The following is a 13464-nucleotide window of genomic DNA, read 5'->3' as shown; positions in this document are numbered from 1 at the left end:
GTGTGGCGGGGCCCCTCGGCTTGTGTATCCGTCCGGCTGTCAGGCGGACTTGCGGCTGTCCCGCGGATGCACGGCAATGTTCATGGCGCCGGAACGCAGGACCGCCAGCCTTTCGGCCAGCACTTCCTCCAGCTCCTCGCGGGTGCGTCGCTCCATGAGCATGTCCCAGTGCGTTCGCGCAGGCTTGCCCTTCTTCTCTTCGGGCCCATCCCCGTCCACCAGGAGTGCCATGGCGCCGCACGCCTTGCACTCCCACTCCGGCGGAATTTCTGCCTCAACCGAGAACGGCATCTCAAATCGATGTCCGTTCTGGCATGCGTACTCCACCGCCTGGCGCGGGGCCAGATCGATGCCGCGGTCCGTCTCGTAGCTGGTAACCACGAGGCGCGTACCGCGGAGAGCTCGCTCACTCATGAATCGTGCCTCCCGGGCTTGTCGCCCACAGGACAGGTGTCGCTGTCGTCGTCATCCGGTCAACGTCCGGTCGGCGGTATAGATTCCCGCTCCGGGTCGTGCGTCGCCCGTCGTGCCGCCCCTTGTTGTACCCACCAATGCCCGTTTTGTCACATCTGGCAGCAGATGTCACCCAACGTCCACGCTTCTTGAGCGCGCAGTAACGGTCCGCCTGGCAGGTCAAAGGCGTACACTACCGGCCCTTTGCTTCAACGTCTAAATTCGTTCGGAATTCGTTCGTAGATCCGGGCGGGGCGCACTCGTGGACCCGCTCTCAGATCCGCTCCGGTACAGGATTGCCTGCCGCCTCCACCGCGCGCCGCACCGGCACTCGCGCCAGGAGCACGAATCCCAGTGCGAAGAAGACCACCAGCGAGATGATCGCGTCCCGGTAGCTGCCCGTGAGCTGGTACGTCAGGCCGAACACCAGGGGCCCCACCCAGCTCAGGCCGCGGTCGCTCATCTCGTACGCCGAGAAGTACTCGGCCTCCTTGCCCGCCGGCACCAGGTGCGAGAACAGCGAGCGCGACAGCGCCTGGCTGCCTCCCAGCACCAGCCCGATCATCGCCGCGAGCGCGAAGAACCACACCGGCGTCCGGGCCGGCAGGAAGTAGCCGGCCGCCAGCGTCACCGCCCACGCGGCCAGCGAGCCCAGGATCGTCCGCTTGGCTCCGTGGATCCGGGCGAGACGGCCCATGCCCAGCGCGCCCGCCACCGCCAGGACCTGCACCAGCAGCACCGCCCCGATCAGGGTGGACTGCTCCAGCTTCAGCTCCTCCGAGCCGTAGATGGAGGCCTGGGAGATCACGGTCTGCACGCCGTCGTTGTAGATCAGGTAGGCCAGCAGGAACGACAGGGTCAGCGGGTAGCGCCGCATGTCCTTCAGGGTGGCGACGAGCTGCTTCCAGCCGCTGACGGCCGGAGCCGCCCCCGGCTCCCGCACCACGGCCCGGTCCCGCAGCCGGCGCAGCGGGATCAGCGCGAAGGCCCCCCACCACAGACCCGCGGAGGCCAGGCAGATCCGGATCGCCATGCCCTCGGAGAGGCCGAAGGAGTCGTGGCCCATGTAGAGCACCAGGTTCACCACCAGCATCACCGAGCCGGCGGTGTAGCCGAAGGCCCAGCCCCGCGAGGAGACGGTGTCCCGCTCGTCGGGGGTGGAGATCTGCGGCAGATAGGCGTTGTAGAGCACCATCGAGACGGAGAGGGAGGCGTTCGCCACGATGAGCAGCAGGCCGCCCAGCAGATAACGCTCGCCACCCAGGAAGAACATTCCGGCGGTCGCCGCGGCGCCCGTGTACGCGGCCGCCGCCAGCAGCGGCTTCTTGCGCCCGGTCCGGTCGGCGACGGCCCCCACCAGCGGCATCAGCAGGACGGCCAGGATCACCGAGGCCGAGACGGAGTAGGCGAAGAAGGATCCGGCGCGCACCGGGATGCCCAGCGGGTGAACGAAGCCCTCGGCGTCCGCGGCCGACTTGGCCACGGCCGTCAGGTAGGGCCCGAGGAATACCGTCAGCACGCTCGCCGAGTAGACCGAGACGGCGAAGTCGTAGAAGTACCAGCCCCGCTGCTCGCGCTTGCGCTCGGCGGTCGAGACCGCGGCCGCGGTCGCAGCCGCCGTGCCGGCCGCGGTTCCGTCGTCCTCCGCCCCGGGTTCCGCTTCCTCGGTCCTGCTGCTCTCTTCCGCACTCATGCGGTGTCCCCCTCGCTGGTCCCGTTCCGCAACGGCATCCCGGCCCGGGCAGGGGGCGAAGGGCGCGTCAGGCCCAGGCCCCGCGCCGGTCCAGCACCGTGCGCAAGATGTCGATCCGGTCGGTCATGATGCCATCGACACCCAGGTCGAGGAGAGCCTCCATACGTTCCGGTTCGTTCACGGTCCAGACGTGTACCTGGAGTCCCCGCTCGTGCGCGGTCCGTACGAACCGGCGGTCGACGACGCGGATGCCTGCCTGGGTCTCCGGAACCTGCGCCGCCACCGCCCCCACGCGCAGCGCCGCGGGAATCGCGTACGAGCGCAGCCGCAGGCCGAGCACTCCACGTACGCCGTAGGAGGTCGCCAGTCGGGGCCCGGCGATCTTCTGGGCGCGGGCCACCCGGCTCTCCGAGAAGGAGCCCACGCAGACCCGGTCCCAGAGCCCGGCCCGGGCGATCAGGTTGACCAGCGGGTGCAGCGCCGACTCGGCCTTGACGTCGATGTTCCAGCGGGCGTCCGGGAACTCCTCCAGCAGCTCCTCGAAGAGCGGCAGCGGCTCGGTGCCCGCCACCCGGGCCTCGCGGACCCGCTTCCACGGCAGCTCGGCGATCCGGCCCCGGCCGTCGGTGACCCGGTCCAGCGTGGAGTCGTGGAAGGCGACGAGTTTCCCGTCCGCGGTGGCGTGCACATCGGTCTCGAAGTACCGGTAGCCCGCTTCGGCGGCCCGACGGAAGGCGGCGGCGGTGTTCTCCAGCCCGTCCGCGGCACCGCCCCGGTGCGCGAAGGGGATCGGAGCCGGGTGGTCCAGATACGGATGGCGAAGGCGTACGTGCGTCACGGCGGCAGTATGCCCCTTGTTACCCGTGGGGAGGGTGCGGCTCGATGGCTGCCTGATGAACGGCGCGTCGTCGCGGCCGTCCTAACCCCGCCGCCGGGTACGCGGTACCCCCCACCCCTGGTCCGGGTGGCCCCCAGCGTGACAGGGTGTAGGGGCGGAAGCGATCCAATACCGGCCGCGCCCGGGGTCGGGCGGGGCCAATTCGACGAAGGTGGACCGGACAGCATGGCCGAATGGACCTCAGCGGTCGGTGCCGCACAGCTCGCCCGTCTCATCACCTCCCAGCAGGAGCGGCCCAGCGTCCCCGGGGCGCGCAAGCTCCCCGCCTACCGGACCCTCGCCGACGGCATCCGCCTGCTCGTCCTCGAAGGCCGTGTCCCGGTCGCCGCCCGGCTGCCCGCCGAGCGGGAACTGGCCGTCGCCCTCTCCCTCAGCCGCACCACCGTCGCGGCCGCCTACGAGGCCCTGCGCGGCGAGGGGTTCCTGGAGTCCCGTCGCGGCGCCGGCAGCTGGACCTCCGTCCCGGCCGGGAACCCGCTGCCCGCCCGGGGCCTGGAGCCGCTGCCGCCCGAGTCCCTCGGCTCGATGATCGACCTGGGCTGCGCCGCGCTCCCGGCCCCCGAGCCCTGGCTCACCAAGGCCGTCCAAGGCGCCCTGGAGGAGCTGCCGCCGTACGCGCACACCCACGGGGACTACCCGGCGGGGCTGCCGGCGCTGCGCCGGATGCTCGCGGACCGCTACACGGAGCAGGGCATTCCGACCATGCCCGAACAGATCATGGTCACCACCGGCGCGATGGGCGCCATCGACGCCATCTGCAGTCTCTTCGCCGGCCGCGGTGAGCGGATCGCCGTCGAGTCCCCCTCCTACGCCAACATCCTCCAGCTGATGCGCGCCGCCGGGGCCCGCCTCGTCCCCGTCGCCATGGCCGACGGCCTCAGCGGCTGGGACATGGACGTCTGGCGGCAGGTGCTGCGCGATTCGGCCCCCCGCCTCGCCTATGTGGTCGCCGACTTCCACAACCCGACCGGGGCGCTGGCCTCCGAGGACCAGCGCCGCGCGATGGTGGAGGCCGCCCGCTCGGCCGGCACGGTCCTGGTGGCCGACGAGACCATGCTGGAGCTCCAACTGGACCCGGAGCTGGAGATGCCCCGCCCGGTGTGCTCCTTCGACCCGGCGGGCAGCACGGTCGTCACCGTCGGATCCGCCAGCAAGGCGTTCTGGGCGGGCATGCGGATCGGCTGGGTCCGCGCCGCCCCCGACGTGATCCGCAGCCTGGTCGCCGCCCGTGCGTACGCCGATCTGGGCACGCCGGTGCTGGAACAGCTCGCGGTGAACTGGCTGATGCGGACCGGGGGCTGGCGGGAGGCCGTCGGGATCCGCCGTGAGCAGGCCCGGGAGAACCGCGACGCGCTGGTCGCGGCGGTCCGCCGGGAGCTGCCGGACTGGGAGTTCGAGGTGCCCCGGGGCGGGCTGACCCTCTGGGCCCGCGCCGGCGGGCTCTCCGGCTCGCGGCTGGCCGAGGTGGGGGAGCGGGTCGGCGTACGGGTGCCCTCGGGGCCGAGGTTCGGTGTGGACGGCGCCTTCGAGGGCTACGTCCGGCTGCCGTTCACCGTGGGCGGGCCGGTGGCCGACGAGGCCGCCTCCCGGCTGGCGGCGGCGGCCCGGCTGGTCGGTACGGGCGCGGGCGGGAGCGGGGCGGAGCCGCCGCGCACGTTCGTGGCGTAGCCGGCCCCACCCCCGCCCACCCCGGCCCGGCGGGGGCTACGGAGCCTCCGCCGCGACCTCCGGCTGGGCGTCGAGGGCCGGCGCCCGGAGCGACTTGGCCGACAGCAGGCGGTTCGGGCCCGGCTGCCGCTCCGGCAGCAGTTCCAGTACGGCCTGGCGGTACGCCGGGTGCGTTCCCTCGTCGTACGGGTCCGGGGTGGCGGGCACCTGCAGCCGGTGCACGGGCCCGGTGCCGAGCCGGGCGTACCCGCGGCCCGGCGGCACCTGGGCCGTCGGGGTGGTGTGCGGCGGCAGCCCCAGGACGTCCGCGACCTGCTGGACGGCGGCGGGCCCGAGCACGACGCGGGCGCGGGTGTGCTGCCAGACGGCGTCGTTCAGCAGTTCCAGGTGCCCGAACTGTTCGGCCACCACCACCGTGACGTGCGCGGGCCGTCCGTGCCGCAGCGGCACCTGCAGCTGGGCCAGCGGGTCGGGGCCGCCCTCGGCGACGGCGAGGTGGGCCAGCACGCTCGGCTGGTCCAGCAGGATCCACAGGGGTCGCCGGGTGTCCTCGGGCGCGGGCCGGCCGACCTCGCGGGCCCGGTGGGTGGCGATGAGTCGCCGTTCGGTCTCCTGCGCGGCCCATTCGAGGGTGGCCTGTGCCCCGGTCGGCCCGCATTCCACGGCGAGGACGCCGGCCCGGCCGGACAGGCAGGAGTACTCGCCGCTGCCGCCGCCGTCGACGATCAGTACGTCGCCCCCGTGCCGCAGGGCCTGCAGGGCGACGGAGCGCAGCAGGGTGGAGGTGCCGCTGCCGGGTTGGCCGACGGCCAGCAGGTGGGGCTCGGTGGAGCGGGGCCCGGTGCGCCAGATCACCGGCGGTACGTCCCGGGGCTCGTCGCCCTCCAGGACGGGCAGGGTGCGCTGCACGCCGCCGGCGTCGGTGAAGCCGAGCACGGTCTCGCCGGGGGAGGTGACGAACGGCTGGGCGGCGATGCCCGTCGGCAGCGCCGCCAGCACCCTCAGGTCGAGCTGGTTGCCCTCCTCGTCCCAGTCGAAGAGATACTCCCGTCCGCGCCCGGACTTGGCGTGCAGCAATGCCTCGATCCGGGCCCGTGAGGCGGCCTCGCCGTCGGTGAAGTAGGCCGGGTAGCGGATGTGGAGCCGGGTGACGCGGCCCGCCTCGTCGAACTCGTAGCCGCTGAAGGCCTTGTCCCAGTCACCGCCGTGGGCGAAGAGCGGACTCGGGTCCTCCGGGATGGAGAAGTACGGCACGAGGGCTTCGTAGAGGGAGCCGAGCCGTTCGGTCTCGGCATCGCTGGGTCCGGTCTTCGCCGGGGTGCGGTCGCGTCCGTGCCAGGCCGCCGCCGCCATGAGGGTGATCAGGGCGAGGAGGGGACCGTAGGGGACGAGTGCGACCACGAGGACGCAGGCCGCTCCGAGGAACAGCGCGGGACCACGCTTGTCCTTGGGGGTCTGCGACCACCGGCGCCGTCCGGCCGCGGCCAGGATGCGCAGGCCGCGTCCGATGACGAGGAGCGGATGGAGGACGTCCGTGGCACTGTCGGCGGCCGTGCGAGCGAGGTCGCGGCCCCGGGCCAGCGACGTGGTGCCGCTGCTGAGGATGCGGGGAAGTGGGCGCCGGGCCACGGGCGTCTCCTGGAGTTGTGGGTGTGACGGTGTTCCGGGTGCTGCTGGTGTCGCTGGGTGATGGCCGGGCTAGAGCTTGATCCCGCCGAGCAGGCTCGCGAGGCTCGCCGTGCTGGCCGTGATGCTCGGGGCGATGGCGGAGCCGGCGAGGAAGAAGCCGAAGAGCGAGCAGACGAACGCGTGCGTCAGCTTCATCCCGTCCTTCTTGAAGAAGAGGAAGCAGATGATGCCGAGCAGGACCACGCCTGAGATGGACAGGACCATGAGGTTTTCTCCTGGTTGGTGGGGACAGTCACCATCAGTTCTTCCAGGCTCACAGGAAGTATCAATGCGACAAAAGGTGCATTCGGGTGAATTCAAAGGTTTTTCACTTGACCGGCTCAGCCTGGGTGGCGTGCCCGGCGCGCGGTGCGTCGAGGGTGATCATTGCCTCGGCCCGACCCGGACATGTGCAGGCCAGGGCGCTACTCTGGCGATTCACCCGTACGGACGCAGCGCCGTGCGCCCCCCTGCCCGCCCGGCCCCGGCCGGGTCCTCGACGTCGTGACGGGCGGGCGGACCATGTCAGCAACGAGTGAAAGGCGGTACGAACCATGAGCGAGCACGCAGCGGAGGGCTCCGGTTCCCAGGACGTCCCCGACGAGGACGTCATCGAGCTGGCCACCAAGATCTTCGACCTCGCCCGTCAGGGTGAGACCGAGGCGCTCACCGCCTACCTGGACGCCGGGGTCCCGGCGAACCTCACCAACGACCGAGGCGACACCCTGGTCATGCTCGCCGCCTACCACGGTCACGCCGACGCCGTGTCGGCCCTGCTGGCCCGCGGCGCCGAGGCCGACCGCGCCAACGACCGCGGCCAGACCCCGCTCGCCGGCGCGGTCTTCAAGGGCGAGGAGGCCGTCATCCGCGCGCTGCTCGCCGGCGGAGCCGACCCGAAGGCCGGAACCCCCTCCGCCGTGGACACGGCGCGCATGTTCGCCAAGGCCGACCTGCTGGAACTTTTCGGAGCTGAGTAGTCCGGTTTTGCCTGGGATCTGGCGCGGCCCGGGCACATCCGGACCTCACAGGTTGGTCACGGCGGCCATAAATGTGGTCGCGGCGCACAAACCGCCTGGGTCATCATGGCGTCGGATTCGATTCGCGAGCACGGGGGACGGGCAGAAGCGGGCAGGACACGAAGGGTGTGCCGGCCCGGCCCGGCCTCCATGGTCACGAAGCACCGACGAGAGTGAGAAGGCAATGGTCTACATCGAGCGGAACATGACGGCGGACGTCCTCACATGCTGTTACGCGGCCCTGTGAATCCCGATTCCCGGTTGCGTCCCCAGCTTGATTTGAGGCCATTCCCATGTTCGAACCAGTCATAGCACCGAGCGGTACCCTGCTCGGGCTCCTTCAGCGGGGCCGCGGCGACGGCACGCTGCACGCACTCGCGGCACCCAGGGCGGAGGCCCTCGAGGCCCTCAACCAGTGCGTGCTCCGCGACCCGCGCCAGGACTGGCAGGTCGAGAACCGCTCCTTGTACTACGCCCGGCTGTACCTGGACCTCGCCGGTCCCCTGGGCGAGATCGAGGCCCACCTCTTCAGCGCCGACGACCTCGTCGACGAGGAGGACCACCGCACGGGCCTCGCCCTGTCCGTCCTGGGCCACCTGGCCTCCTACGGCCGCGACGACGCGCTCATGCTGCTGCGCCGCTACGCCGCTTCCGGGGCCAACTGGGCCTGGGCACTCGACGAGCTGGCCCTGCGCGACGACGACGAGGGCCTGCGGTCCCTGGCCGCGGCCGTCCTCGCCCGCTTCCCCGCCACGGCGGAGGGCGAGGCGCGGCTGGCCGCCGCCGTCCGCGACGCCTACGAGCCCCGCCCGTGGTGCCTGTGGGAGGAGACCCCCCAGTACGGGCAGCGCCTGCGCGCCGCCCGTCAGCAGGGCTCCTTCGACCGCTGGCAGCGCCAGATGAACCCGAGCGGGCCCCGTCCCGGCTGGGGCGTCCAGGCCGTCTTCGACTGGGCCGCCGACGGCCTGCGCCGCGGCACCCCGCTGCACGTCCCCGCGGCCCGCTGCCTGGCCGCCGTGGCCCAGCCCGAGGACCGCTCCGCGATCCTCGCGGCCGCCGCCGGCGCCGACGGCGAGGCCGCCCGGGCCACCGCCCTGCACCACCTGGTCCTCGCCGAACCGGACAACCCGGCCGTGCTGGACCTCATCGAAGCCGCCGCCGACGAGCCCGCCGTGGCCGCCTACGAGCGCATGTGCGGCCCCGAGGCCGTCGAACGGGCCCGACGCTGGGTCCACCGCCCCGACGCGCTCGGCGAGGCCGCCGCGGCCACGCTGGCCGCCCGCGGCGGCGCCGAGGACGCAGGCCTGGTCCTGGGCGCCCTGCGCTCCACCGTGCGCGGTGCGGGCCCTGACACCCGGCGCCTGTTCGCCCTGGTGGACGGGGCCGGCCGGCTCGCCATCGGCTGCGCGGCCCCCGTGCTGCGCCACATCTACCGCGAGACCGCCTCGTCCCACCTGCGCGGCCGGGCCGCACGGGCCCTGGCCAGCACCGACCCCTCCTTCGCGGCGGGCTTCGCCGTCGAATGCCTGTGGGACTGCGAGGAGACCACCCGCGAGGTGGCCGCCCACCACGCCGAGACGGCCGACGCCCGCGTGGCACCCCGGCTGCGCCGCCTGGCCGCCGATCCGGCGGAGGAGGAGGACGTCCAGTCGGCCGTCCGCAGCCGCATCGCACCGGAATCGGCCGTGTAGCCCCGCCGGCAGCCCCACCGACACCACTCGGCCCGGTCCCCTGACAAGAGGGGGCCGGGCCGAGTGCTGTGACGGCGTACGGGCGTGGAGCGTGATCAGGGCGAAATGGTGGCCGGTGCGCCGGGGGTTCGGGTGGGGCGCCCCGCCCGCTGCAGCTCCAGGAGGGCCTCGCGGAAGTCGACCGAGCAGTACGGGACGTCTTCGTTCGACAGGACTCCGAAGGCGAGTCCCCGGCGCGTGACGAAGCCGAGTACGGCGTCGATGTGTTCCTCGTAGAACGCCGCGAACCCCTCGGGCGTGGTGAGGTCCGGTGGGCCGGTCTCGTGTCGTGGGCTGCGCACCCGGTTCCTCCCCTGCACAGGAGACCCGGTCGGTCCCCTCACCCGGTACTTGGCCGCAGCCCCCGAAAACGTTTCATCGGGCCCGCACGAACCTGACCGGAGTACCCGGCCGCGCCTGCGCGGCCGAGTCCAGGGCCGGGCCCGGCGGGACCACGCCCACCACCGGGTAGCCGCCCGTCACCGGGTGGTCGGCCAGGAACACCACCGGCAGCCCGTCCGGGGGCACCTGGACCGCGCCCAGCACCATGCCCTCGCTCGGCAGCTCGCCCGGCCGGGCGCGGACCAGCGCGGAGCCCCCCTCCGTGCGCAGCCCGATCCGGTTGGACGCCGCCGAGACGCGGAACTCCGAGCGCCACAGCCCGGCGAGGGACGCCTCCGTGAACCAGTCCGCCCGCGGCCCGAGCCGCAGCGGGAGCAGCAGTTCCGCAGGGGGCCCGGGCAGGCCGCAGGCATCCGCCCCGGCAGCCGGATCCGGGCCCGGCGGGCCCACCGGCAGCAGCATCCCGGCCGACAGGGCCGGCGGCCCCAGCCCCGACAGCAGGTCCGTGGAGCGGCTGCCCAGGACCGGCGGGACGGCCAGGCCTCCCCGCACCGCGACGTAGCCGCGCACTCCCGACTCCGCCCGGCCCACCTCCAGCTCCGCCCCGGCCGGGAGCCGGACCGGCGCTCCCCAGGCCACCGGGCGCCCGGAGATCCGTACCGGACAGGGCGCGCCCGTGACCGCCACGGTGGTCGCAGCCAGGGCCCGTAGCCCGACCCCGTCCAGGGTCGTCTCCAGCGTCGCCGCGTCCGGCGCGTTGCCGACCAGTCGGTTGGCCAGCGCGTACGCCGCCGCGTCGAGCGCTCCCGAGCGCGGGACCCCGAGGTGCGCGTAGCCGGGGCGGCCCCGGTCCTGGACCGTGGTCAGCGCCCCCGGCCGTACCACCAGCAGCCCCGGCGGTCCGGGGAGTCCCGGGGGTTCCGGGAGTTCCTCAGCCACGGCCGGCCTCCTGCGTGAACCGGACGCGGACGCCGGGCGCGAACAGCGCCGCCGGTTCCCGCAGGGGGTCCCACAGCACCGCGTCCGTGGAGCCGATCAGCTGCCAGCCGCCGGGGGAGGAGCGCGGGTACACACCCGCGTACTCCCCGGCCAGCGCCAGCGAGCCCGCCGGGACGGCCGTACGGGGCGACGCGCGGCGGGGCACGTGGAACCGCTCCGGCAGCCCCGTCAGATACCCGAAGCCCGGCGCGAACCCGCAGAACGCCACCCGGAAGTCGGTGGCGCCGACGATCCCCGGGACCTCCCCGGGGGCCACCCCCCACAGCCGGGCCACCTCCGCCAGGTCCGGGCCGTCGAACCGCACCGGGACGGTGACCTGCGGCCCCTGCGTCGGCGCGAGCGGCGGCACCTCCCATCGCGCGATCCGGGCACCGAGCGCGGCCGGGTCCCGTACGCCGTCCAGCAGCACGGTCCGCGCGGCCGGCACCAGCTCCCGTACCGGCCCCAGCTCGCCCGCGTCCCGGCGGCTCAGCAGCTCGGCGTGGAGCGCGGCGACCTCGTCCGCCGAGTCCAGCTCGATCAGCAGCGCCTCGCCCCCCACCACCAGGGTCCTCACGCGAAGGCCTCCACCCGGACCCCGGCCGCGCCCAACGCCTCCCGGACCCGGCGGGCGAGCCCGGCCGCGCCCGGGGTGTCCCCGTGCAGGCACAGCGAGCGCGCGGCCACCCGGACCGACGAACCGTCGGCCGCGGTCACCGTCCCCTCGGCGGCCATCCGGACGGCCCGCGCCACGACCGCGTCCGGATCGTGGAGCACGGCATCCGGCTCGCCGCGCGGGACCAGCGTCCCGGCCGGCGTGTAGGCGCGGTCGGCGAAGGCCTCCGGTACGGGCGCCAGCCCCGCCTCCGCGGCGGCGGCCAGCAGCAGCGACCCGGGCAGTCCGAGCACGGGCAGGCCCCCGGTGGCACCCGAGCCGGCCGCCAGCCTGACGCCCGCGACCACGGCGGCGGCCTGGTCGGCGTCGTGCACGGTGCGGTTGTAGAGCGCGCCGTGCGGTTTCACGTAGGACACCCGGGAGCCGGCCGCCCGCGCGAACACCTCCAGGGCCCCGATCTGGTAGGCCACCTCGTCGGCGAGCTCGCCGGGCGGCACGTCCATGGAGCGCCGCCCGAACCCGGCCAGATCGCGGTAGGACACCTGCGCGCCGATCCGTACGCCCCGCTCCGCGGCCAGCTCGCAGACCCGGCGCATGATGGACGGGTCACCGGCATGGAAGCCGCAGGCGACGTTGGCGCTCGTGACGACGGACAGCAGGGCCTCGTCGTCGGTGAGCGCCCAGCGCCCGAAGCCCTCGCCGAGGTCGGCGTTGAGGTCGATCACAGCAGCGGATGCGATCATGGAATCCATGCGCCGAGCGTAGAGCAGGCGACCGGAGCGAAGGTCGGGACGATCCGGCCGAACCATGCCGTTTGGGATGTTGTCAGCAACAGGACCTAGTCTTTGTCCGTGACTCTCCCTGCCCCGGCGAAGACCCTTCCGTCCCCGGCGCCGGGCCCGGCCGCCGACGAGGGCCTGGCCCGGCGGCTGCGCGCCCTCGCCTGCACCGCCCCGCTGCACGACCTCGACGTACGCAAGGCCAATCTGGCCGGCGAGTACGGGGTCTACGCGATGGCGGAGGTCGCGCTGGCCGCGATCGACCTGGTCACGCTCAACATGGACTTCGACACGGGCGCCGACCACGAGCAGATAGTGACCAGGCTGCTGCCGCGCGTCGCGGCCCAGGCCCCGTCCCGCCCGGCGGCCGAGCACGAGCGGGTGGCCCGCTGGGTGCTGGAGAACCTGATCAACGTCGGCAGCGTGGACCGCGGTTTCCGCGCCATCTACGGCACCTTCGGACCCGACGGGGTCTACGTGCGCCGGGACTACGACTTCAAGCTGATCGAAGAGGTCCCCGGCCACGGCGGCGTGGTCTACCTGCGCACCACCGACGAGGCCGTCAACGTCCTGGTCGGCGCCCTCGACACCGACGTCACCAGCGCCCAGATCGCCGCCGAGGTCAAACTGGAGGTGCTGATCAGCCGCGGGCGGCTGGCCGACGCCCAGCTCGCCGCCGAGCAGGCCCGCTACCGGACCGTCCAGTACGCCGAGACGCTGCGCCGCACCCTGGACGCGACCCGCCGCAACGTCCGGGCGGTGGACTGGCTGCAGGCCGTGCCCGACATGATCGCAGAGGCCCTGGACCACGTCGCCGACCGCTACCGGCACGAGAACGCGATCCTGACCAACATCCGCAAGGCGCGCGACGAGGCGGAGGAGCCGGAGAACAAGCGGCGCGCGGCCGAACTCGTCGACATCGTCAAGGACTGCATCCGCCGCCACACCCAGCTCCAGTCCCGACTGCTGGACGCCGGCCCGCTGTTCCGCGCCGAACAGGACCGCCAGGCCTTCGCGGCCCCGGCGCCCCGCTCCGGCATCGACCTGTACGGCCAGCTCGTCGCCCCGCTCCTGCCGCTCCCCCTGGAGCAGGCGAGCCGGGTGACCGCCGCCTTCTTCGCCTCCGGCGCGGGGCTGCGTACCCCCGTCTCGGTGCGGGTGGCCGACCTGGTCGAGATCCTGCTGACCCCGCCGGTGGAGCGCGAGCACCTCGGCGCGGAGATGCCCGAGCCGGACCTCATCGCCACCCCGGACGACAGCCGCTTCAGCGAGGAGCAGCTCGCCGCCGCGACGGAACTCCTGGACCTCCCGCACGACGCCCCGCGCCGGCTGTCCGGACTCCTCGCGGAGGCCCGCCGCAGCGATCCCGAACTGCCCTACCTGGTCGCCCTGCTGGCCGTCCACGCGGCGAGCCCGGCCGTCGGCACGGCCTACCGGCAGGGCGAGCAGCGGATGCTCTTCGCCGTGGACGACGGCACGCAGCTCGACGACCACGAATTCGGCGGCGCCGACCTCATCGTCGGCACCGCCCTCCTGGACGCCGCCGGCATGGCCGCCGACCGTGCGGAGGGGGCATGACCGCCTGTTCAGCCTCGCCGGCGTTTGAGGGGCAGGTCCGGGCGG

Annotated in this window: 13 protein-coding genes; 4 read left to right on the top strand and 9 right to left on the bottom strand. The window is 73.5% G+C overall.

Annotated elements, in window-relative coordinates:
- Positions 1-39 precede the first annotated feature (39 nt).
- The 3 genes from AB8A24_RS35710 to AB8A24_RS35700 all read right to left on the bottom strand — a co-directional run bounded on the left by AB8A24_RS35710 (position 40) and on the right by AB8A24_RS35700 (position 2984).
- The gene (locus AB8A24_RS35710; protein ID WP_007262928.1) at positions 40-414 is read right to left on the bottom strand and encodes an RNA polymerase-binding protein RbpA; all 375 of its coding nucleotides are present in this window, start codon (positions 412-414) and stop codon (positions 40-42) included.
- 313 nt (positions 415-727) lie between these two features.
- Positions 728-2146, bottom strand: a complete 1419-nt coding sequence (locus tag AB8A24_RS35705; protein WP_369478579.1) for an MFS transporter — start codon at positions 2144-2146, stop codon at positions 728-730.
- A gap of 67 nt (positions 2147-2213) precedes the next feature.
- Positions 2214-2984 carry a glycerophosphodiester phosphodiesterase family protein gene (locus AB8A24_RS35700; RefSeq protein ID WP_328964137.1) on the bottom strand — a complete coding sequence of 257 codons (771 nt, stop codon included), beginning with the start codon at positions 2982-2984 and terminating at the stop codon, positions 2214-2216.
- Positions 2985-3209: 225 nt separating this feature from the next.
- Here AB8A24_RS35700 and AB8A24_RS35695 point away from each other — a divergent pair, with 225 nt between their 5' ends.
- Positions 3210-4712 carry a PLP-dependent aminotransferase family protein gene (locus tag AB8A24_RS35695; protein WP_266389046.1) on the top strand — a complete coding sequence of 501 codons (1503 nt, stop codon included), beginning with the start codon at positions 3210-3212 and terminating at the stop codon, positions 4710-4712.
- A 36-nt stretch (positions 4713-4748) separates the two neighbouring features.
- Here the strand turns inward: AB8A24_RS35695 and AB8A24_RS35690 are convergent, their stop codons facing one another.
- Positions 4749-6341: a hypothetical protein gene (locus AB8A24_RS35690; RefSeq protein WP_328964139.1), complete on the bottom strand. Its 1593-nt coding sequence runs from the start codon at positions 6339-6341 to the stop codon at positions 4749-4751.
- 69 nt (positions 6342-6410) lie between these two features.
- A complete protein-coding gene (locus AB8A24_RS35685) occupies positions 6411-6605 on the bottom strand; it encodes a hypothetical protein (RefSeq protein ID WP_030031218.1) in 195 nt (64 codons plus the stop codon).
- Between the two features lie 329 nt (positions 6606-6934).
- Here AB8A24_RS35685 and AB8A24_RS35680 point away from each other — a divergent pair, with 329 nt between their 5' ends.
- Positions 6935-7357 carry an ankyrin repeat domain-containing protein gene (locus tag AB8A24_RS35680; protein WP_328964140.1) on the top strand — a complete coding sequence of 141 codons (423 nt, stop codon included), beginning with the start codon at positions 6935-6937 and terminating at the stop codon, positions 7355-7357.
- 332 nt (positions 7358-7689) lie between these two features.
- On the top strand, positions 7690-9087 hold the full coding sequence (locus tag AB8A24_RS35675; protein ID WP_328964141.1) for a HEAT repeat domain-containing protein: 1398 nt from the start codon (positions 7690-7692) through the stop codon (positions 9085-9087).
- Between the two features lie 95 nt (positions 9088-9182).
- On the opposite strand, the gene AB8A24_RS35670 is transcribed toward AB8A24_RS35675, so the two are convergent.
- The 4 genes from AB8A24_RS35670 to AB8A24_RS35655 all read right to left on the bottom strand — a co-directional run bounded on the left by AB8A24_RS35670 (position 9183) and on the right by AB8A24_RS35655 (position 11814).
- On the bottom strand, positions 9183-9428 hold the full coding sequence (locus AB8A24_RS35670) for a hypothetical protein (RefSeq protein WP_369478578.1): 246 nt from the start codon (positions 9426-9428) through the stop codon (positions 9183-9185).
- 73 nt (positions 9429-9501) lie between these two features.
- Complete coding sequence (locus AB8A24_RS35665) at positions 9502-10407, bottom strand: biotin-dependent carboxyltransferase family protein (RefSeq protein WP_369478577.1); 906 nt, start codon at positions 10405-10407, stop codon at positions 9502-9504.
- Positions 10400-11023 carry an allophanate hydrolase subunit 1 gene (locus tag AB8A24_RS35660; protein ID WP_369478576.1) on the bottom strand — a complete coding sequence of 208 codons (624 nt, stop codon included), beginning with the start codon at positions 11021-11023 and terminating at the stop codon, positions 10400-10402. Before AB8A24_RS35660 ends, AB8A24_RS35665 begins: the two co-directional genes overlap by 8 nt.
- Complete coding sequence (locus AB8A24_RS35655) at positions 11020-11814, bottom strand: 5-oxoprolinase subunit PxpA (protein ID WP_328964145.1); 795 nt, start codon at positions 11812-11814, stop codon at positions 11020-11022. Before AB8A24_RS35655 ends, AB8A24_RS35660 begins: the two co-directional genes overlap by 4 nt.
- Positions 11815-11913: 99 nt before the next feature.
- Here AB8A24_RS35655 and AB8A24_RS35650 point away from each other — a divergent pair, with 99 nt between their 5' ends.
- Complete coding sequence (locus AB8A24_RS35650) at positions 11914-13419, top strand: hypothetical protein (protein ID WP_369478575.1); 1506 nt, start codon at positions 11914-11916, stop codon at positions 13417-13419.
- Positions 13420-13464 lie beyond the last annotated feature (45 nt).

The organism is Streptomyces sp. BF23-19 (assembly GCF_041106355.1).
In the GTDB taxonomy this organism is placed as follows: Bacteria; Actinomycetota; Actinomycetes; order Streptomycetales; family Streptomycetaceae; genus Streptomyces; species Streptomyces virginiae_A.
Note: the sequence above shows the minus strand (reverse complement) of the source record. Positions and strands in the feature narration are given on the sequence as shown.

Excerpts from the sequence above, each read along its gene's own strand:
- AB8A24_RS35710 (WP_007262928.1), bottom strand. The coding sequence starts at position 414 with ATGAGTGAGCGAGCTCTCCGCGGTACGCGCCTCGTGGTTACCAGCTAC.
- AB8A24_RS35705 (WP_369478579.1), bottom strand. The coding sequence starts at position 2,146 with ATGAGTGCGGAAGAGAGCAGCAGGACCGAGGAAGCGGAACCCGGGGCG.
- AB8A24_RS35695 (WP_266389046.1), top strand. The coding sequence starts at position 3,210 with ATGGCCGAATGGACCTCAGCGGTCGGTGCCGCACAGCTCGCCCGTCTC.
- AB8A24_RS35685 (WP_030031218.1), bottom strand. The coding sequence starts at position 6,605 with ATGGTCCTGTCCATCTCAGGCGTGGTCCTGCTCGGCATCATCTGCTTC.
- AB8A24_RS35680 (WP_328964140.1), top strand. The coding sequence starts at position 6,935 with ATGAGCGAGCACGCAGCGGAGGGCTCCGGTTCCCAGGACGTCCCCGAC.
- AB8A24_RS35675 (WP_328964141.1), top strand. The coding sequence starts at position 7,690 with ATGTTCGAACCAGTCATAGCACCGAGCGGTACCCTGCTCGGGCTCCTT.
- AB8A24_RS35655 (WP_328964145.1), bottom strand. The coding sequence starts at position 11,814 with ATGGATTCCATGATCGCATCCGCTGCTGTGATCGACCTCAACGCCGAC.